The following is a 19,595-nucleotide window of genomic DNA, read 5'->3' as shown; positions in this document are numbered from 1 at the left end:
ACCGTATCGGCCGCAGGGAACGCCGACCGCCAGTCCATCGATCGCTCACCCTGTGGGCCCCCCTGACGGGGGAGGTGGAGCGGTCTCAATCTTCCGACGGAGCTCCCGTGCACCGGACCGCGAGGTCGGAGTAGACGAGCCCCGCAGGAAGGTCGGCGCGGAAGGCGCGGCGCGTCTGCTCGTCCTCGACGACCGACCAGGACACCTCATCGCGCACCTCGGGCTCGAACTTCTCCCATTCGAACCAGTTGATCATCTTCAGATTCGGGAAGCGCGCCGCGGTCTCGGCGGAGAGCACCTGCCGCCACCACGCCTGCTTGATCGCCAGCTCCCCAGCCGGGTCCCCGCGGGGAACGACCAGCGCGGCCGTCTCGGGGATGGCCACCGGCTTGCCGTGCTCGACACCGTAGGTCTCGTAGAAGTCCGGCGCGGCGCTCTCGTCGCCCGCCGCGCCGTCGTAGGTACCGGTGAGCTGCGCGGCGAACTTGCCCTCCTCCGGCATCTCGTTCTCGCCCCACGGATGGGCCGACCCCCAGTGGTAGAGCGACATGCCGACCCAGTCGACGGCGTCGTCGCCCGGATAGTAGGGAGCGTAGGGATCGTCGTCGAGGCTCAGTGCGCCGTCCCGGGTCGTGTCGAGCAGGGCGAAGTCGGCGGTACCGGGTTGCGCGGCCGAGACTCCGCCCTCGAACGGGTAGCCGTCGGCGTTGTTCGGAGCCCACATCATCGCGGTGCCGGGTGCCTCGGTGTGCACCGCTTCGGCGACCCGCCGGAAGGCCTCGACGTAGGCGGCGGGCTGCTGACCCCAGGCGTACCAGGAGCCGTTCATCTCGTGCGCGAAGCGGATGATCACCGGCACGCCGGTCTGGTTGACGGACGCCGCCAGACGGGCGATGTCCGATGCGACGGCGTCGGTCACCGCAGCGAGACCGTCGATCGACTCGAGGGTGAGCAGGAGCGTGCCTCCGTTCACCCGGAGCTGCGCAGCGGCCGAGCGCACTTCCTCACGCTCCACGTCGGTGAACGGCAGATCGGCGAAGGCGACCGCGACGGCCGGCCGCTGTCCCAGGTGGCGCGAGTACTCCTCGATCGTCTGCGATCCCCAGTCGAGGTTGACCCCGAACAGCGCGCCCTGCTCGGGGACGATCTGGGCCGCGGGGCGCACGACGCACGCCGCGACGGGCCCCTTCGCGGTCGGGGTGCACCCTGCCGTCGTCGCGACCACGGCGGCGAGTGCGAGGACTGAGAGTGCGCGGGTGCGAGAAGCCACGAGACACGGTAACCCGAGCAGGCGGCCGAGGCGGGCGGCGCAGTCGGGCGGTCGCACTCGCGGAAGGGCGTTCCGACGCCCGAGAGGACGATCGAGACACCCTCCCCGCGCACCGCGAGCTGCGCGCGAAGCGGCGGGCCTGAACGGGGGGTGTCCGCGCCGTCGCGGGGCTGAGAGCCTGCACCGTGAGCCCGACACGCCCCCGCCCCCAGAGATCGTCCGCCTTCGCCCTGTGCGCGGCGCTGATCCTCGGCCTCGTCGCGGCGGCCGCGGCCGCTCCGTCGGCCCGGGCGGACGAACCGGTGGCCGAGGTCAACGGGCTGTGCGCGACCGGGGTCGTCGACATCCCCGACAGCGTGCACTTCGCGCGGATGCTCGTGATCGCGCAGAGGGGCCAGGCGGGATCCCCCGTTCCCGGGAGGGCGGCCCCCGGAGCACCGGGAGCCGCCGGCGTCACCGAGGCCGTCGTCCAGGTCCTCCCCGGCCAGCGGCTCTGGCTGGCCGGCGCGTCCACGCTCCTCCCGGGGGGTGGCCGGACCTACTCGGGCAGCGGCGGCAACGGCTCGTTCGTCTCGACGATCGACCCCGCGCCGTACTGCCCGGGCGGCGGGAGCCCCGCCTCCGCGTTCCCGAAAGACGCCTTCCTGGCGGTCGCCGGCGGAGGGGGCGGCGGCGGCGACGCCGGCAACTACTACACCACCGAGTCCACGGGCGGCGGCGGCGGGGCTGCGGGGTCGAAGGGCGGTGACGGAGGCGCCAACGACGCGCGCGACGGAGCCGGCGGCAACCCCGGCACGTCCTCCGGCGGCGGCTCCGGCGGTGCCGCGGGCTACAGCGGCTTCTTCGATTCCGGCTCTGCCGGTGCTCCGGGTACCTACCTCGCGGGGGGCCGGGCGGGCAACGCCTCCCTCGGCGCCGCGTACGCGGGCGGTGGTGGCGGCGGCCTCTACGGCGGCGGAGGCGGGGGCGGCGGCACCAACGGCGGCTCCGGTGGCGGCGGGGGCGGAGCGAACTACCTCCCGCCCTACATCTCGCCGAACCCGCCGACCGACCAGCAGCGCTCGGGCACGCTGCGCAACGGCAGCACCGACCAGGACGGTCCGAACGTGCAGGTCTTCCCGCTCTACCCGACCGTCACGACGGTGACGATCGCCCCGTCCCCCGCCTACGTGTCCGACGAGCTCGTCGCCACCGTCCGCGTGGCCGGCGTCGACGGCGGCCCCGTGCCCGTGGGTGCGGTCGAGCTCCGCACCGGCGACGAGGTGCTGACCGGGACACTCTCGAACGGAGCGGTCGAGATCCCGCTCGGCGTCCGGCCCGCAGGCGGACTGACCGTGCAGGTGCGCTACCCGGGCGCGGACGCCGAGCGCATCGGGTTCCTCTCGAGCAGCGCCTCCACCGCCCAGTCGGTCGAGGCGCCGGCCGTCGTGACGACGACCACGGTGATCGAGGCCTCTCCGTCGACGCCCTACGCCGGCGACGACGTCGAGCTGAGCGCCACCGTGACCCGGGGCGACGGGCGCACCATCGACGCGGGCGAGCTGACGTTCACGAGCGCTCCGGCAGACGGGTCGGAGGCGCCGACGACGATCGCCCGGGTTCCGGTCGTCGACGGCCGCGCCGGCGCGACCCTGAGCTTCCCGCAGACCAGCGTGATCCGCGTCTCCGCCGCGTACTCCGGCGCCTCGTCGCGCACCGAGGAGATCAGGCCGAGCACGGGCACTGCGACCGTCGTCGTGCGCTCGGCGGGGGCCCCGGTCTTCACCACGCAGCCGGAGTCGTCCACCATCACCTACGGAGACACCCCCGCACCCCTCTCGGCCGCCGTCGCCGACGGACCCCGCACGTCGCTGCGGTGGCAGCGGTCGGCGGAGGCCGGCGCGCCCTTCGAGGACATCCCCGGGGCGACGGGCACCGGCTACCAGCCGCCGGTGCGCACCGACACCGGCACCCGGTTCCGAGCCGTCGCGGCCAGCGTCTTCGGGGAGAGCTCCTCCGACACCGCCGAGGTCACCGTGCTGCCGGCTCCGCTCACCGTGACCGCCCGCGACGCGCGGATGTCCTACGGCACCGACGCTCCCGCGTTCGGGGCCGACTACGGGACCGGCGACGAGGGCTTCCGGCTCGGAGACGGCCCCGACTCCCTCAGCGGCGACCTGCGCTGCGACTCCCGACCCTCGGCCGACCCCGAGCTACCGCCCGGGACGTACCCCGTCGAGTGCTCGGGTCAGAGCTCGCCGCGCTACGAGATCGACTACCGCCCCGCCAGCCTCACCGTCGAGGCGGTGACGCAGGAGATCCGCTTCGAGTCCGACCCGCCGGCCCCGGGACGGGTCGGCGAGGCGTACGACGTGTACGCCTCCGGCGGGGCGTCGGGCGAACCGGTCGTGTTCTCCACCGACCCGGGCAGCCTCTGGTGCACCGTGAGCGAGGACGGCCGGGTGGAGTTCACCGCGACCATCGACCTCCCCTTCGCCGGCGAGTGCGTCGTCCACGCCGACCAGGCCGGACGGGCGTTCTTCCCGCCGGCCGAGCGCGAGACGCAGATCATCAGCGTCGAGAAGGTCGCGCCCCGCGTCCAGGAGTACTGGGGCGGCTCCACCTACGTCACCGCGGGCTCCTACCGGACCCTGCACGTCGACGCGAGCGGCAGCCCCGACGTGCGGTACCAGTGGTACTCGTCGGTCGACAACTGGACCTTCACGCCCATCCCGCTCGCGCAGTCGTCCACCTACCGGCTGAACACGCGCATGAGCAACAACGGCGTCTTCTACCGGGTCCTCGTCTACAACGCGACGGGCGAGACGCCCTCCGAGGGACGCTACGTCTCGCGGAGCACGAGGCTGATCGTCGATCCGACCTACCTCCTCGTCATCGCGCCCGACGTCGAGATGGTCGCGGGCTCGGAGCCGCCCGTCGTCGCTCCCGAGTACTCCCTCCTCAACGACGGCGACACGCTCGCGTCGCTCGGACTCGACCCGACCTGCGCGGTCGACGTCACCGCAGAGACGCCAGCGGGGGTCTACCCGGAGGCGGTGCAGTGCAGCGGCTTCGAGCATCCCGACTACGAGGTCGAGTACGTCGCCGGCACGCTGACGGTCGTCGCCGACGACGGCCCGCCCCTCGGGAGCGGGACGGGCAGCGGAGCCGTCGGCGGGACGGGCGCCGGACCCGCCCCGGGTGGGCCGGCCTCGGGTGGGCCCGCCTCGGGGGCCGACGCCGCCCCGGGGGCGAGTGAGCGCTCGCCGCAGGGCCGCGGTCTTGCAGCCACCGGAGTCGAGGGCGTGAGTGGTCTCGCGCTTCTCGGGGCGCTCTCGCTCGTGGGCGGGCTGTGGCTCCGACTCGCCGGTCGTCGCGCGCGACGCTCCGAGCGCGCCTCCTGAGCACCGACGTGTCGGCCGGCGTCGCCTGACGACGGAGCCTGCTGCGCCGGCTTTTCCTCCACAGGGCTCGTTCGGGGTCGGGTTGTCGGGCCGGGGTGGTTGGGGCGGGTGTGGTGTCGGTGGTCGCTGGTTCAATACTCGTATGAGAGACGCGGGTGAGCTCGAGGCAGCGGAGGGGACGCTCGGCGCGGTCGGTGGGCTCGCCGACCTCGCGGCGCGTCTGGGGCGTTCCTCGGCGCAGATGCTCCTCGCGCGCGCTGCGGCGCTGCATGCGGCGTACCTCGCGGCGCTCGCTGTTCCGGAGTCGTTCGCTCGCGGCGCCCGGCTCTCCCGCAGCGAGGCGGGCGATCTGGTGGAGCGGTCGATCCGCGCGGAGTTCGCGGTCGCGTTGGGGATGTCCGAGGTCGCCGCGTCTCGGGTTCTCGAGCATGCGCAGCTGCTGATGGAGGACCTGCCGTGCACGCGGGCGGCCCTCCAGGACGCGCGGATGCTGTGGGAGGCGAGCGAAGTGATCTGCGCCGCCGCGAGCACGGTGCCGGCCACGTCCCGAGGCGCGTTGGATGCGCGGGCGGCGGAGGCGGCGCTGGTGATGACTCCGACGCAACTGCGCAAGGCCGTGGGCCGGATGCGGGACCAGCTGCACGAGGAGCCGTTCGCGCAGCGGCATGCGCGCGCCCGTCAGGACCGCACGGTGTGGGTCAGCCCCGAGATCGACGGGATGGCGACGCTCAGTGCCCTGTTGCCGGCGCCGGTCGCGATGGGCGCCTTCGATCGACTCGACCGCATCGCCCGGACCCTGCGCGAGGGTGACGAGCGCACGCTCGCACAGCTGCGGGCCGATGCGCTGGCCGACCTGCTCTGCGACGGCGACGTCGCGGGAACCACTCCGGTCAGCGATGGTGACATCGCGGCGACGTTCGTTCCCGGGGTGCGCGCGGAGGTCCGGCTGACGCTCCCCGCGAGCACCGCCGCGGGTCTGGACGACACCCCGGCGGATCTCGACGGCTACGGCCTGATCCCCGCCGACGTCGCCCGCGACCTGGTCGGTATCGGAGCGTCCTTCACCCGGGTCCTGACCGACCCGGACACCGGGAGAGTCACCTCTGTAGGCCGCACTCACCGCGTGCCGCCGCCGCGGATGCGCCTGTACCTGCAGCTGCGGGATCAGACCTGCCGGTTCCCGGGCTGTACCCGCTCCGCGTCCACGGCCGAGGCCGACCACACGACCGAGTGGCGCAACGGCGGCGAGACTCGCCTCGAGAACCTCGCGTCGCTGTGCACCGCCCATCATCACGTCCGCCACGGCGACCGGTGGACCTACGTTCTCCATCCCGACGGCACCGCCGAGTGGTCCACCCCCACCGGCCGCCGGGTCACCACGAGCCCGCCGCCACTCCCCGGGCGACCACCCGGGCCACGCTTCGATGACGAGCCGCCACCGTTCTGACGTTCGCAGGGAGATCGGTCTCGATACGCCCCTGCGCGGCTACTCGACCAGCAGGCAGTCCCGGGCGTCCACGCAGGCCGGACTCGTGCTGATCGAGCAGCGCGCGCAGGAGCGCCCCCGATCCCGGAGGATCGAGGGCGCCCCGTCAGTGCATCAGCGGCAAGTCAGCCGCAGGGCCGCGCCGCGTACGCCGCGCTCACCTCCGTCGAGACCGGCGAGCCGTCGATCGTCGCCGAGGCCGCGACCGCGACGTCACCGGCGGCGAGGTCGACCTGCCGGGTGGTGAAGGCGTGCGACACGGTCTTGCCGGGGGCGACCGTGGCGAACGACTTGGTGCCGTAGTCCGTCGTGAAGGTCATCGCGACGGGCACGTCGGCGCCGTTGGTCGCCTGCGTGGTGATGATCGCCTTGCCCGCGATGCAGCGGGTGGTGGCGGTCGCGGTGACCTCCAGGGCCGGAGCCGCCTCGCCCTCGGTGAAGGCGAAGGTGTCGAGCTCGAACAGGTCGCCGCTCGGGCCGGAGTAGCTGAAGTACACGTCGTGCACTCCGGTCGCTCCGGTCAGCGCTGCGCTGACGTCGGCCCACTCGCCGGTGGTCCCGGTCACGGCGACCGTTCCCGCGACGGGTCCGGTGGCGGAGTCGAGGCGGACCGTGATGGTGCCTCCCGCCTGCAGCGCCTTCGCGCGGGCCGAGAACGTCGCCGCTCCGGTCTCGCCGAAGTCGACCGACGACAGCGCCGTCCAGTCGCCGGCGTCGAGGTCGCGGAGGACGAGGTTCTTCGTCGCGCCGGCGGTGGGCGTGCCCAGCGGCGCCGTCGCGATGCCCTTGCTCCAGCCGATGGTCTCGGCCGGGAAGGTGCGGAACGGGTCGAAGTCCTTCACCTGGTCCACTCCGGCGTAGTCGCCGACGACCTGCTGCACGGTGCCGTCAGCGTTGAACTGCAGCTCCTGGATGTGCGGGCTGCGGTAGCCCTGCGTGGTGTCGCCGTTGATCCGCTTGTTGAGCGTCGGGGCGTGGTAGGTGAAGTAGTACTTGCCGCCGAGCTCGAAGACCGACTGGTGGTTGTTGCCTCCGGTGCCGGCTCCGAAGAAGCGGCTCTGGTTGGGGAACATCACCCCGGCGTACGCCTCCTTGGGCCACGACATCGGGTCGTCCGAGATCATGTAGCCGATCTCGCCGCCGCCCGGGTAGCCCGGAACGCGGGTCTGGTTGCCGCCGAAGTCGGTGCCGCCGAAGTGCGACGAGTACGAGAGGTAGTACTTGCCCTCGCGCTCGAAGACCTGGGCCGCCTCGAACGCGACGGGAGCATCGACCACCGCGGCCGTGCCCTCGGTCGAGACCATGTCGTCGCCGAGCTCGATCACGCGGATGTTCTTCGGGTTGTTGAAGCGCTCGGCCGCGGGGAGCGCGGTCGAGGCGGGTCCGCCGCCGAAGAACAGGTAGTTGCGACCGTCGTCGTCCACGAGCGGCGCCGGGTCGAACTTCCAGGCGACGTCGGCACCGGGCGTGGTGTCGTTGATCAGCGTGGTGGTCCGCTGGCTGGTCCACGGGCCCACGGGCGAGTCGCCCGTGATCACGTTGCTGGAGCCGCCGCCGTTGGCGTAGTAGAGGAAGTACTTGTCGACCCCGTTCACCGTCTTCTTCGCCATGCCCGGCGCCCAGGAGTTGCCGGTGAAGGGTGCGACACCGGTCGAGCCGGCCACCTGGATCTCGCCGTGGTCGGTCCAGTTCACGAGGTCGTCCGACGAGATGACCGTGATCTGGTTGATGCTGCCGTAGTTGATCTGCGGCGAGACACCGGTCACCGGATCGGGCGCGTACCCCTGCGTGTCGTTGGTCATGTACATGTAGACCCGGCCGTTCTCGGCGAAGCCGAAGCCGTCGGCGCCGAACTTCCACCCGATCAGCGGGTTGTGGTCGCCGGGAACCTTGCCGACCACCTCGATGGTCTTCGAGGGTGCCGCGGGCGGCGCCGCTCCGATCAGCGAGACGTCGTCGAGCTTGTAGTCCATCAGGTGCGTGTCGGGCGCGGCCGACGGGGTCGCCGTCCACGGAGTCTCGAAGAAGAGACGCGTGATGGCGACGCTCTGCCCGGCGGGGACGGTGAAGGACCCGCTGAGCGACGCCCACTGCCCCTTCGTCGCCGTGACGCTGGCGAGGTTGGTGTAGCTGCCTCCGCCGTAGTGCATCGTCGCGAAGAACTGCTTCGTCGCGGGGCCGGCGGCGTTCTCGTACTTGATCTTCGCCTTCACCTGGTAGGTCTGGCCGGCGACGATCTTCCCGGTCAGGTCCTGCATGGCTCCGGAACCGGTCGTCGTACGGCCGGTCACCAGTGCGGCGCTCGCACCGGAGGCGGCGTCCGCGGTGGTCGCGATCGTCCCGCCGTCCGCGGCGTTGCCGTTGTTGACGAACCAGTCGGCGATGCCGTTCTCGAACCCGCCGTTGACGACGAGCTCCTGTTCGGCGGCGAACGAGGTCTGCGCCGCAAAGGGCGCCACCAGTAGTGCTGTCAGGGCCGCCGTGGCGAGCAGGCGCAGACGCAGCCGACCCTTCGGTGCGGCTTCTTGTTGCGTTCTCACGAATCCTCCTTGATTGCGTCTTTCAGGTGGTCTGGGTGTCGTCGAGCCGGCGGTCATCCGCAGCTCGTCGCGGGGTAGCCGGCCGGGACCGTGCTGCTCACGGGCGCGCCGTCGACGGGGGCCGAGGCGGTCACCGCGACCTCGCCCGCGGGCACGGCGACCGCCCGGGTGGTGAACGCGTGGCTCGCGTTCCTCCCCGGGGCGACGGCGGCGATCGTCTTGGTGCCGAACGCGCCCGTCATGTCGACCGTCACGGGCACGTCGCTGCCGTTCGTCGCCTTCACCGTGACGAAGACCTTGCCGCCGATGCATCGCGTCGTCGCCTCGGCGGCGACGGCGAGCGCCGGCGCCTCGGCCTTGAGCGTCCCGAGGCGGGCCAGCTGGTAGCTGAGCGCACGCTCGGGCGCGTCGAGCTGGTTCTGCGTGCCGACGGTGCCGACGGCCTCGGCCTTCGCGAGCGCCGACTCCAGGTCGGCCCAGGCGTCGGCGGGGTAGTCCGCCTCGCGGAGGGTCGCCGCGTGCGCGATCGCCGCCTCCAGCTGCGAGCGGTCGAGAGCCTTCCCCTCCGAGGTGAGCGTGTCGCTCAGGAGGAAGCTGTCGACGTCCACGTGTCCGCCGGTGCTCTCTGTCGCATAGCTGAACAGCCCGATCCGGTGCCCCATGAAGTGCGTGAGGCTGCCGTCGAGGGTCTGCGGACCGACGCGGGTGCCGAGCTTCGTCCACGTCCGCCCGTCGAGGCTGTAGTGGAAGGTCGTCCACAGCTGACCCGACGGGGCGTTCAGCTCGAGATCGGCCTTCAGGTGCACCTCGGCGGAGTCGGGGAGCACGGCGGTCGTCCCCGGCAGGAACGCCTCGACGGCGGCCTGATCGATCGTCGTGGCGAACGGCTGGCCGCGGTCCACGACTCCGACCGTGCTCACTCCGTCGACGCGCTTCACCGCGACGTACGAGAAGCCGCGGTTGTAGGCGGCGAGGCCGGCGACATCGCCGTCCTTCATCCCCGACACGTCGAGCTCGGCCTCGGCCGACTGCTTCGGGGCGACGATGCGCTGCGAGAGCGTGTTGCGCGCCTCCTCGAGCCAGGTCAGCTCGGGTGAGGTCGACAGCTTCGAGTGCACGTACTGGCCCGTGACGACCTTGCCGTTGGTCAGCCGGAGCCAGCCCTCGCGGTCGGTCAGCGACCAGTAGCGGTTGTCGGGCGCGTGGTTCCACTGCCAGGCCAGGTCGAGCCGGGAGCCGTTCGGCGCGATCTCGGCCTCGCTCGGCAGCTCGGTGGTGGGCTGCGCGCCGATCATCGAGACGTCGTCGAGCAGGTACTCGACGCTCGAGGACGCCGGCTGCGGGTTCCCCCAGGGCGTCTCGACGGCGAACTTCGCACTGCCGACGTTCGCGGTCGGCGGCACCGTGTAGGTGCCCGTGATCGTCGTCCACTGCCCCTGGGGGACGGTGGCGAACGCCATGGTCTGCGGGCCCGCGCCGAAGTCGGCGCAGAGGTTGAAGCGCACCGAGGCCGGGCCGGAGGTGTACTTCACCTTCGCGGACACCGTGTAGGTGACTCCGCGCTGGAGCCTGTTCGCGAGGACCTGGCTGGGGCCCGAGCCGTTGAGCGTCCTGCTGCCGACCCGGAGGGCGGCGGTCCCGGAGGCGGCGTCACCCGTGTCGCGGGTGAGCGTCGCCCCGAACTGCCCGGCCCACGGAGCCGTTCCCGACTCGGCGCCCGGGTTCTGGATCAGCTCGACGCCGAGGAGCGACTCGTCGATGTCGGGGGCCGTCGGGAGGGTCCACTCCTCGTCGGTGTAGGCCTTCGCGGGCGCGTCGTTCTCGAAGTCGTCCGAGACGACCAGGCTCTTCTGCCGCTCGAATAGCTCCTCCTCCGGGCTGAGGGTGATCGGCTTCGGGAAGGTCCCGTTCACCGGGACCGAGCCGTTCGTGCCGAAGGTCGGCCAGCCGTCGGTCCAGGTGGCGGGGACGAGCCCCGGGATGCGACCGGTCGGGAAGCTGTCGCGGAAGAACATGCCGTGCCAGTCGGTCGTGCCGTCCTCACGCGAGATCGGCACGAGGCTCCCCTGGGCGAAGCCGTTCGAGTTCAGGACTCCTCGCCCCTCGTAGGGGTTGCTGCCGTCAGCGGTCGCATAGCGGCCGAGCAGCTCCTCGGAGCGGAACAGCGCGACCTGGCGCCCCTGGCCCGAGGGCCAGGTGATGATGACGATGTAGTAGTTCCCGTCGATGTACTGCACCTGGGCGCCCTCGAACAGGCCGCCGATCCAGGAGGCGCCGGGGTAGTCGGAGGTGCGCAGGATGTTCGGGAACTCGGCGACCACGGTGGTGAGATCGTCGCTGAGCTGCACTGCGCTCGTCGATCCCGAGCCGTAGAAGATGTAGGGCGTGCCTCCGTCCGCCTCGTCGAAGAAGAGCGACGGGTCGTGGAACGCGCGCCCCAGCGCGACCCTGGTCCACGCTCCGTTCTCGATGTCGTCGGTCGAGTAGAGGTAGGAGCCGCCCAGGTTGTTGGTGTTGAAGGCCACGTAGTAGCGACCGTCGTGGTAGCGGAGCGACGAGGCCCACTGGCCGTTGCCGTAGGAGTTCTGGCCGTTGCGCAGCGAGAACCTGTCTCCGATCTCGAGGCGGTCGAAGACGTGGTTGACGATCTCCCAGTTGACGAGGTCGTACGACTTCATGATCGGAGCACCCGGGCTCAGGTGCATCGTGGTGCTGATCATGTAGTAGAGATCGCGACCCTCGTCGTTCTCGGCCGCAGGCACCCGCTCGACGCTGACGTCGGGCACGTCGGCGTTGAGCAGCGGCACCGAGTAGGTGCCGTCGCCCCTGTCGGTCGAGGTGAGGAAGGATCGCGGCGACCACTCCTCCGCGGCCCGGGCCGGCACCGCGGTCGCGAGCAGGCCGGCCGCGACCAGGGCTCCGATCGCGGTCACTGCGAGCGCGCGCATCCCCGGGGCGCGTGTCGCTGCGCTCATTCGAACAGCGAGAGGGTCAGCACGGAGGAGTAGGCGCCGGGCTCGACGTCGGCCTCGGTCTTCAGGGTGAGGTCGGCCGCGACGGTCCACGAGCCCTCCGTCGCGACGGCCTCGGAGTCGAGGGCCAGTGCGAGCAGCTCCTGGTCGACCAGGCCGACGGCGTCGGGGCCCTCGTCGAGGACGGTGTCGACCTGATCGCCCTCGGCCACGAGACCGGAGTCGCCGCCGTCGACGAGCTCGGGCGTCCAGCCCAGGTACTCGGCGCCGATCGGCTCCTGCCCCTCGTCCCCGCTGAAGTCGGTCGCCGAGCCGAGCACGTACCAGCCTGCTCCGTCGGGGATCTCCTCGGCCGTGCGCGTGTCCGTGACCGTGACGGCCGGCAGCTGCCCGGTGAACCGGCGGACGGTCTCGGTCGACCCGTTCTCGGTCAGCGCCGCGTTCGTGCCGTCGACGGTCATCGCGAGCACGCCCGGCTCGTCGACGGCGGCGATGTCGACCGTCACGTCGACGGCGTCCTCGCCGTACTCGGCGGCGGAGGCGGCGGTCGCCACGCCGGTGAGCAGGAGCCCGCCGATCACGGCCACGCAGGCGCGGGCGGGCCAGGTCGGGCGGGCGGGGGAAGCGGTTCGCTGGGTCATGGGATTCCTCCTCGATCGGCGCCGTCGCCGATCATCGAGCGTCGGACGGCGCGGGTGCGCGTGCGTTCCGGGCGCTGAGTGATGTCTGCGCGAGGGCGTGCCTGACGAGGCCGCCGACGCTGCTGATGGGAAACGTGCCCGGGTGACGACGAGAGGTGCCTGCGCAGTCGCTTCCACAGCGTGCTGTCGCTCACCGCAGCTCTCGATCCCCGTCAACGCTGAGGAGAGGGAGGCTGCTTCGTCACTGGTGCACTCGACTGCTGAGGAGAGACTCAGCTAGTCTTGCCGCAATGTTACCGGGAACATTTTGGAATGCAAGGATGCATTCCGACGCAGCCGTGGCCACCGCAGAGGCCGGCACGGCCGCCGCAGCCGACCCGCCCGGGTTGATCGGGGTGCTGATGTGCGACTTCGAGCCCTTCAGCGCGGAGGTGATGAAGGGCGTCTCGGCCGCCCTGCGCGGGACCGGCTTCGACGTCCTGGCGAGCACCGGCGCGAGCCATCGCGACACGATCGGCTGGGAGCGCGACTCGCTCCGACGCCTCCGGGACGCGCGGGTCGAGGGGGTCATCGCCGTGACTCCGTCCAGCGTCCTCGCGGCTCCCGGGCTGCCGCTGATCGTCATCGGGCCGCTCATCGCCCAGGTCGAGCTGCCCTCGATCGGCTCGGACGACTTCGGCGGCGCCGTCCTCGCGGTGCGGCACCTCGTCGAGCTCGGCCACCGGCGCATCGCGCTCCTCGGCGGCCGCCCCGACCTGGAGTCGTCGCACCTGCGCGAGGCCGGCTACCGGCGTGCGCTCGCCGACGCCGGGATACCGTTCGACGCCGACCTCGCGCGCGTGGGCCACTACAGCTACGACGCGTCCCTCGGGCCCGTCCGCGAGCTGCTCTCGCGGGAGGATCCGCCCACGGCGGTCTTCGCCGCGAACGACGCCTCCGCGATCGCCGCCGTCGAGGTCGCCCGAGGTCTCGGCGTCGCCGTACCCGAGCGCCTCTCGATCGTGGGCTTCGACGACGTGCCCGACGCCTCGCGGATCGCGCCTGCGCTCACGACGGTGCGCCAGCCGCTGCACCGGATGGGCCGATCGGCGACGCGGGCGCTGCTGACCCTGATCGGCGGCGGGACTCTCGGCGAGGAGCGCGTGCTGCTGCGGAACCGCCTGGTGGTGCGGGGGTCGACGGCACCGCCGGCGGTGGGGTGACGAGACTCCGACCGGGCGTGCAGCCAGCGGCAGTGCAGCCAGCGGCAATACAGTCGGCGGCATGGGCACTCAGAAGCGCGCGAACCCGGTCACCGTCAGCGTCACGGGAGCGGGAGGCGCCATCGGCTACGCGCTCCTGTTCCGGATCGCCTCGGGTCAGCTCCTCGGGCCGGACGTCCCGGTGAGGCTGAACCTCCTCGAGATCCCCGCCGGACTGCGCTCGGCGGCCGGAACGGCCCTCGAGCTGCAGGACGGCGCCTTCGGGCTCCTCCGCGGAGTCGAGGTGACCGACGACCCCGCCGCCGCCTTCGACGGCGCGAGCATCGCCCTGCTGGTCGGCGCCCGACCGCGCAGCGCCGGCATGGAGCGGGCCGACCTCCTCGCAGCGAACGCCGGCATCTTCGGACCGCAGGGCGCGGCCCTCAACGCCCACGCCGCCGACGACGTGCGCGTGCTCGTCGTGGGCAACCCCGCCAACACGAACGCCTGGATCGCCCGCGCGAGCGCCCCCGACATCCCGGCCGGCCGCTTCACCGCGATGACCCGGCTCGATCACAACCGCGCCGTCGCGCAGCTCGCGGCGAAGCTCGAGGCGCCGGTCGACTCGATCCGCGGCGTCACCATCTGGGGCAACCACTCCGCCTCGCAGTACCCCGACGTCACGCACGCGACCGTCGACGGTCGCCCCGCGACCGAGCTCGTCGACGCCGACTGGCTCCACACCGAGTTCGAGCCGCGCGTCGCGAAGCGCGGAGCCGAGATCATCGAGGTGCGCGGGGCGTCCTCCGCCGCCTCGGCCGCCTCCGCCGCGATCGACCACGTGCACGACTGGGTGACCGGCACCGAGTGGACCTCGGCCGCGGTCGAGTCCGACGGCTCCTACGGCGTGGAGGAGGGCCTCGTCTCGTCGTTCCCGGTGCGCGCGGTCGACGGCGAGTGGCGGATCATCGAGGGCCTCGAGATCGACGCGCACTCGCGCGCGAAGATCGACGAGTCCGTGCTCGAGCTGCGCGCCGAGCGCGACGCGGCACTGGCGTTCCTCGACCGCTGATCGCGGAGCACGATCAGCGGTGCGGGGCCTTCTCGGGGCGCGGGAGGGAGCCGTCGGCGCGCGCCGCCTCGAAGAAGGCGTGCGCCTCCTCCTGCCGGGCGGCCTCGGCGCCGCTCGCGATCGCCGCGCGGACGTGCTCGGGGCGGTAGCCGAATGCGGCGACCAGGTCGCCGGCGTGCGGGCGCAGTCGTGCGAGCAGGCGGTCGATGTAGGAGGTGACCGCCAGCGCGCGCTGCGACGAGAGCCGCCCGTGGATCAGGTACCAGTCGAGGTGCTTCTCGATCAAGCCCAGGCCGAACAGGTCGCGGAGCCACGTGAGGACCGTGCGGGTGCCCGCGTCCTCGATCGTGGCGAGCCCCTCCGTGAACGCCTCCCACTGCAGCAGCTCGGCGTGCGCGCGCGCCGCCTCGATGAGCTCGCTCTGGTAGGCGTTGAACAGGCGGGCGGCCTCGTCGGCCGGGAGCTTCGACGCCGAGCGGAGCCGGGAGGCGATGCCGGCGACCATGCTCTCGACGCGGTCGGTCAGCAGCTCGCGCTGCTCCTCCCGCAGCTGCCCGACCGAGCGCGCGGTCGACCCGCGGTCGGCGACCACCTGCGCCAGGCGGCGGAGTCCCGAGTTGTTGACGGTCGCGCCCGCGACCTGACCGACGGCGTAGCGGGCGAGGTCGCCGGGCTGCGCGTTCTTGAAGCGCCTGCCCACGTCGGTGAGCAGCCGCTTCGCCACGAGCTGCAGCAGGACGGTGTTGTCGCCCTCGAAGGTCGAGTAGATGTCGAGGTCGGCGCGCAGCTGCGTGAGGCGGTTCTCGGCGAGGAAGCCCGCTCCTCCGCACGCCTCGCGCGCCTCCTGGAGGGTGTCGAGCGCGTGCCAGGTCGACAGCGCCTTGAGCCCGGCGGCGAGGGTCTCGAGGTCCTGCCGCGACTCGTCGGTGTCGTTCGCGCCCGAGAACACGTCGTCGAAGGCCCTCAGCAGCTTGTCGTGCGCGAAGCCGGCCGCGTAGGTGGTGGCCAGGCGCGGCAGCAGGCGGCGCTGGTGCCGCTGGTAGTCGAGCAGCACCTCCTCGCGGTCGCCGCCTCCGGTGAACTGCCGGCGCTGGTCGCCGTAGGTGACGGCGATGGTGAGCGCGATGCGGGCAGCGACCACGGAGGCGCCGTCGAGCGAGACGCGCCCCTGCACGAGCGTTCCGAGCATGGTGAAGAAGCGGCGGCCGGGGCTCGCGATGGGCGAGGAGTAGGTCCCGTCGGCGGCGACGTCTCCGTAGCGGTTGAGGAGGTTCTCGCGCGGCACGCGGACCTGGTCGAAGTGCAGGCGGCCGTTGTCGATGCCGTTCAGGCCGCCCTTGAGGCCGTCGTCCTCGCCGCCGATGCCCGGGAGGAAGCCGCCCTGCTCGTCGCGGAGCGGGACGAAGAACGCGTGGACGCCGTGGTTCACGCCCTGCGTGACGAGCTGGGCGAAGACGACGGCGGCGCGGCCGTCGACGGCGGCATTGCCGAGGTAGTCCTTCCAGGCAGCCCGGAACGGGGTGTGCAGGACGAAGTCGCCCGTCTCGTCGTCGAAGGTGGCGGTCGTGCCGATCGAGGCGACGTCGGAGCCGTGACCCGTCTCGGTCATCGCGAACGCTCCGGGGATCTCGAGGCTCATGATGCCGGGCAGCCACTTCTCGTGGTGCGGGCGGGTCCCGAGGTGCAGCACGGCGGCCCCGAAGAGGCCCCACTGCACTCCCGACTTGATCTGCAGCGACGCGTCGGCGGTGACGAGCTCCTCGAAGCCCGCGATGTTGCCTCCGTGGTCCTCCTCGCCGCCGAGGTCGCGGGGGAACGCCCGGTGCACGCCGCCCTCGGCCGCGAGGACGTGCATCTGCCGCGTCACCCGGGCGCGGTGCTCGGCCATGGGCAGGCCGTCGACGCGGTGCAGCTCCTCGCGTGCGGTCAGCTCGCGCGAGGCGAGCCGCTGCTCACGCCACGAGCCGAGGAGGGCCTCGCCGAGTGCGGCGACGTCGACGGCGGGCGAGCCGTCCTCGTCGAGCCGGGCGTCGACCTCGGTGCCGAGCGAGTCGATGGGAGGCGTCGGCGCGATCGCACCGGCCTTCGAGCGGCGGGTGCGCGAGCGCGCGGAGCCGGTGGCGGCCTTGTCGGCGGCGTCGGCGGCGGAGCGGGGGCGGGGAGCGGTGGTGACCATGACTGGAGGATCCCTTCGACGCACTGCACGCTAGATCGGGTTCGCGGATCGCGGAAACGATCCGTCGCGGGAGCACAAAGGCGCCGGGCGGAGGCGTCGGCGCGTTGTCGGAACCGGCCAGGCGCTGTCTCCGGGTTCTGCGCTGTCTCCTGGTTCTGCGCCGCCGACCGGGGGCTGGCTAGTCTCGGAGGATGAGCGAGCCGCCGCTGCCTCCGCCCCCTCCCCCGCGCCCGCCGTCGGCGGCGCAGCCGGGGCCCGTGTACGGACCCCCGTCGGAGTACCCCGCGGGGCCGCCGGAGCAGGGCTCGCCCGAGTGGGCGCGCGCTCAGCCGTGGAGCGATCCCCGACCGTCAGGCCCTGGCACCCCCTGGAAGGCCGCCCGGGAGCGGCGCCCCGTGCGCGTCTGGGACGCCGTGGTCACCTCGGTGCTGCTGATCTGCACCTTCGGGCTCACGCTGCTCCTGTCGTACTTCGGACTGTTCTTCGCGATGGCGAGCGACGCCTGCATGGGCGGCAACGACTGCGACGGCGATCTGATCGGCTGGGGCGTGCTGGTCGCCGCGGGCGGGGTGTGGCTGCCGTTCATCGCCGCGCTCGTCGTGTCGATCGTGCTGCTGGTCGTGCGCCGGCTCGCGTTCTGGGTGCCACTCGCCGGCATGGCTCTGTCGTTCGGCTTCACCGTTCTCGGCGGGTGGATGGCCTCGGTCGGCTCGGGGACCTGACGCTCAGTAGCTGTCCCAGCCCGGCTCCCAGTCGGGCTCGTCCGGCGGCACCCAGTCGTCCTCGGGCGCGGCCGAGGTGACCGGCGGGCCCGAGGTGTCGGCACCGAACGACGGCCGGGCGGCCGCGAGCTTGGACGCGCCGGACCGGGACGCGCCGGATCGCGAGGCACCGGACCGCGACGCCGCGGCGCGTCGCGGGGCGGGCGCCTCCTGGTCGGCGTCGGGCTCGGTGATCTCGGGCGTCTCGCCCGCGACCACGGCCAGCACGGCAGCGCCGTAGGTCAGGAGCTTCTTCTGGCCGACGCCGCCGATGATGCTGAGCGCGTCGATCGAGGAGGGCTCGGCCGTCGCGATCTCGCGGAGGGTCGCGTCGTTGAAGACGATGTAGGCCGGGACCGCCTGGGCCCGGGCCTGGGCGGCACGCCACTCCCGGAGGCGCTCGAACAGCGGCTGAGCCTCGGTCGGGAGCTCGGACACGGTCGACCGGCCCGAGCGGGAGGATCCGCTGGATCGAGCGGGGCGCTCGGGCTCCTGCCGCAGCTCGACCTTGCGCTCGCCGCTGAGGACGGACGCCGAGGCGGGAGTGATCACGAGGGTGCCGAACCCGTCGTCGTTCACGCCGAGCAGCCCCTGCGCGAGGAGCTGGCGCGCGACTCCGCGCCACTGGGTGTCGCTCAGCTCGGCGCCGATGCCCCAGGTCGCGAGGCCGTCGTGCTGGTGCTGGGTCGTGCGCGGCGTGGTCTTGCCGCGGAGGATGTCGATGATGTGGCCGGCGCCGAACTGCTGGTTGCGCTCGCGCTTGAGCCGCACCACGGTCGAGAGGAACTTCTGAGCGGCGACCGTGCCGTCCCAGCTCGCGGGGGGCTCGAGGCAGGTGTCGCAGTTGCCGCAGGCGGTGCTCTCCTGGCCGAAGTAGGCGAGCAGGTTCACCCGGCGGCACTGGACCGTCTCGGAGAGGGCGAGCATCGCGTCGAGGTGGGCGGACATCCGACGGCGGTGCGCGAGATCGCCCGGTGACTCGTCGATCATGCGGCGCTGCTGCACGACGTCCTGCAGGCCGTAGGCGAGCCAGGCGGTCGAGGGGAGCCCGTCGCGGCCGGCGCGACCGGTCTCCTGGTAGTAGCCCTCGACCGACTTGGGGAGGTCGATGTGCGCGACGAAGCGGACGTCGGGCTTGTCGATGCCCATGCCGAACGCGATGGTGGCGCAGACGATCACGCCCTCCTCGCGGAGGAAGCGCGACTGCGCGGCGGCGCGCACCCGGGAGTCGAGACCGGCGTGGTAGGCGACCGCGTCGAACCCGGCGGCGCGCAGGGCCTCGGCGGTCGCCTCCACGCTCTTGCGCGAGAGCGCGTAGACGATGCCGGCGTCGTGGGCGTGCTCGCGGCGGAGGAAGTCGATCAGCTGCTTGCGCGGCTCGACCTTGTTGACGATGCGGTACTGGATGTTGGGGCGGTCGAAGCTCGAGACGAAGTGGCGCGCGGCGCCCAGGTGGAGGCGGGTGGTGATCTCGCGGTGGGTCGCCTCGGTCGCTGTCGCCGTGAGGGCGATGCGCGGCACGTCGGGCCAGCGCTCGGCCAGCTCGCCGAGGGCGAGGTAGTCGGGGCGGAAGTCGTGGCCCCACTGGCTCACGCAGTGCGCCTCGTCGATCGCGAAGAGTGCGATCCGACCGCGGGCGAGGAACTGCTTCGTGCCCTCGTTGCCGAGGCGCTCGGGCGCGACGTAGAGCAGGTCGAGCTCGCCGTCGAGGTAGGCGCGCTCGACGCGGGAGCGCTCGCCCGAGTCCTGAGTGGAGTTGAGGAACTCGGCGCGGACGCCGTTCGCGCGCAGGGCGTCGACCTGGTCCTGCATGAGGGCGATGAGCGGCGAGACGACGACGCCGGTGCCGGGTCGGACGATCGAGGGGATCTGGTAGCAGAGCGACTTGCCGCCGCCGGTGGGCATGAGCACGACCGCGTCGCCCCCGCCGATGACCTGCTCGACGATGGCCTGCTGCTCACCCCGGAAGGAGCCGTAGCCGAAGACCTTCTCGAGGATCGCCTGCGCCTCGGTCGACGCGGCACCGTCGGAGAGCGGCTCGGCGGTCGAGAGGGCGGTCGCGGTGGGGTCTGTCACCTGGGGAACTCTACCCGCCGCCTCCGACGCGGCCTCG

General features: G+C 72.4%; 11 protein-coding genes. 5 read left to right on the top strand and 6 right to left on the bottom strand.

What is annotated here, in order from left to right:
- Window positions 1–85: 85 nt before the first annotated feature.
- Window positions 86–1,270 carry a glycoside hydrolase family 26 protein gene (locus B9Y99_RS10925; protein ID WP_129588005.1) on the bottom strand — a complete coding sequence of 395 codons (1,185 nt, stop codon included), beginning with the start codon at window positions 1,268–1,270 and terminating at the stop codon, window positions 86–88.
- Between the two features lie 185 nt (window positions 1,271–1,455).
- Between B9Y99_RS10925 and B9Y99_RS19370 the strand changes: the two genes are divergently transcribed.
- Entirely contained in the window at window positions 1,456–4,653 is a 3,198-nt protein-coding gene (locus tag B9Y99_RS19370) for an MBG domain-containing protein (protein WP_085476643.1), read from the top strand.
- Between the two features lie 142 nt (window positions 4,654–4,795).
- Entirely contained in the window at window positions 4,796–6,100 is a 1,305-nt protein-coding gene (locus B9Y99_RS10915) for an HNH endonuclease signature motif containing protein (RefSeq protein WP_085476642.1), read from the top strand.
- Between the two features lie 164 nt (window positions 6,101–6,264).
- Here the strand turns inward: B9Y99_RS10915 and B9Y99_RS10910 are convergent, their stop codons facing one another.
- From B9Y99_RS10910 to B9Y99_RS10900, 3 genes are read right to left on the bottom strand one after another with little or no spacing between them, the layout of a single operon-like run.
- Window positions 6,265–8,679 (bottom strand): family 43 glycosylhydrolase, encoded by a 2,415-nt coding sequence (locus B9Y99_RS10910; RefSeq protein WP_208856939.1) that lies wholly within the window; start codon window positions 8,677–8,679, stop codon window positions 6,265–6,267.
- Between the two features lie 53 nt (window positions 8,680–8,732).
- The gene (locus B9Y99_RS10905) at window positions 8,733–11,654 is read right to left on the bottom strand and encodes a family 43 glycosylhydrolase (protein ID WP_208856938.1); all 2,922 of its coding nucleotides are present in this window, start codon (window positions 11,652–11,654) and stop codon (window positions 8,733–8,735) included.
- Window positions 11,651–12,292, bottom strand: a complete 642-nt coding sequence (locus B9Y99_RS10900; RefSeq protein ID WP_244274876.1) for a hypothetical protein — start codon at window positions 12,290–12,292, stop codon at window positions 11,651–11,653. The genes B9Y99_RS10905 and B9Y99_RS10900 overlap by 4 nt, the downstream gene beginning before the upstream one ends.
- Window positions 12,293–12,612: 320 nt before the next feature.
- Here B9Y99_RS10900 and B9Y99_RS10895 point away from each other — a divergent pair, with 320 nt between their 5' ends.
- Entirely contained in the window at window positions 12,613–13,494 is an 882-nt protein-coding gene (locus tag B9Y99_RS10895) for a LacI family DNA-binding transcriptional regulator (RefSeq protein WP_165759598.1), read from the top strand.
- Window positions 13,495–13,555: 61 nt separating this feature from the next.
- On the top strand, window positions 13,556–14,545 hold the full coding sequence (locus B9Y99_RS10890; protein ID WP_085476638.1) for a malate dehydrogenase: 990 nt from the start codon (window positions 13,556–13,558) through the stop codon (window positions 14,543–14,545).
- 13 nt (window positions 14,546–14,558) lie between these two features.
- Here the strand turns inward: B9Y99_RS10890 and B9Y99_RS10885 are convergent, their stop codons facing one another.
- Entirely contained in the window at window positions 14,559–16,721 is a 2,163-nt protein-coding gene (locus tag B9Y99_RS10885; protein WP_085476637.1) for an acyl-CoA dehydrogenase family protein, read from the bottom strand.
- A 191-nt stretch (window positions 16,722–16,912) separates the two neighbouring features.
- Between B9Y99_RS10885 and B9Y99_RS18500 the strand changes: the two genes are divergently transcribed.
- Window positions 16,913–17,443, top strand: a complete 531-nt coding sequence (locus B9Y99_RS18500; RefSeq protein WP_129588004.1) for a DUF6264 family protein — start codon at window positions 16,913–16,915, stop codon at window positions 17,441–17,443.
- 3 nt (window positions 17,444–17,446) lie between these two features.
- Here B9Y99_RS18500 and recQ read toward each other — a convergent pair whose 3' ends face one another.
- Window positions 17,447–19,558 (bottom strand): DNA helicase RecQ, encoded by a 2,112-nt coding sequence (gene recQ, locus B9Y99_RS10875; RefSeq protein ID WP_085476635.1) that lies wholly within the window; start codon window positions 19,556–19,558, stop codon window positions 17,447–17,449.
- Between the last annotated feature and the right edge of the window lie 37 nt (window positions 19,559–19,595).

Source organism: Rathayibacter oskolensis (assembly GCF_900177245.1).
GTDB lineage: Bacteria > Actinomycetota > Actinomycetes > Actinomycetales > Microbacteriaceae > Rathayibacter > Rathayibacter oskolensis.
Note: the sequence above shows the minus strand (reverse complement) of the source record. Positions and strands in the feature narration are given on the sequence as shown.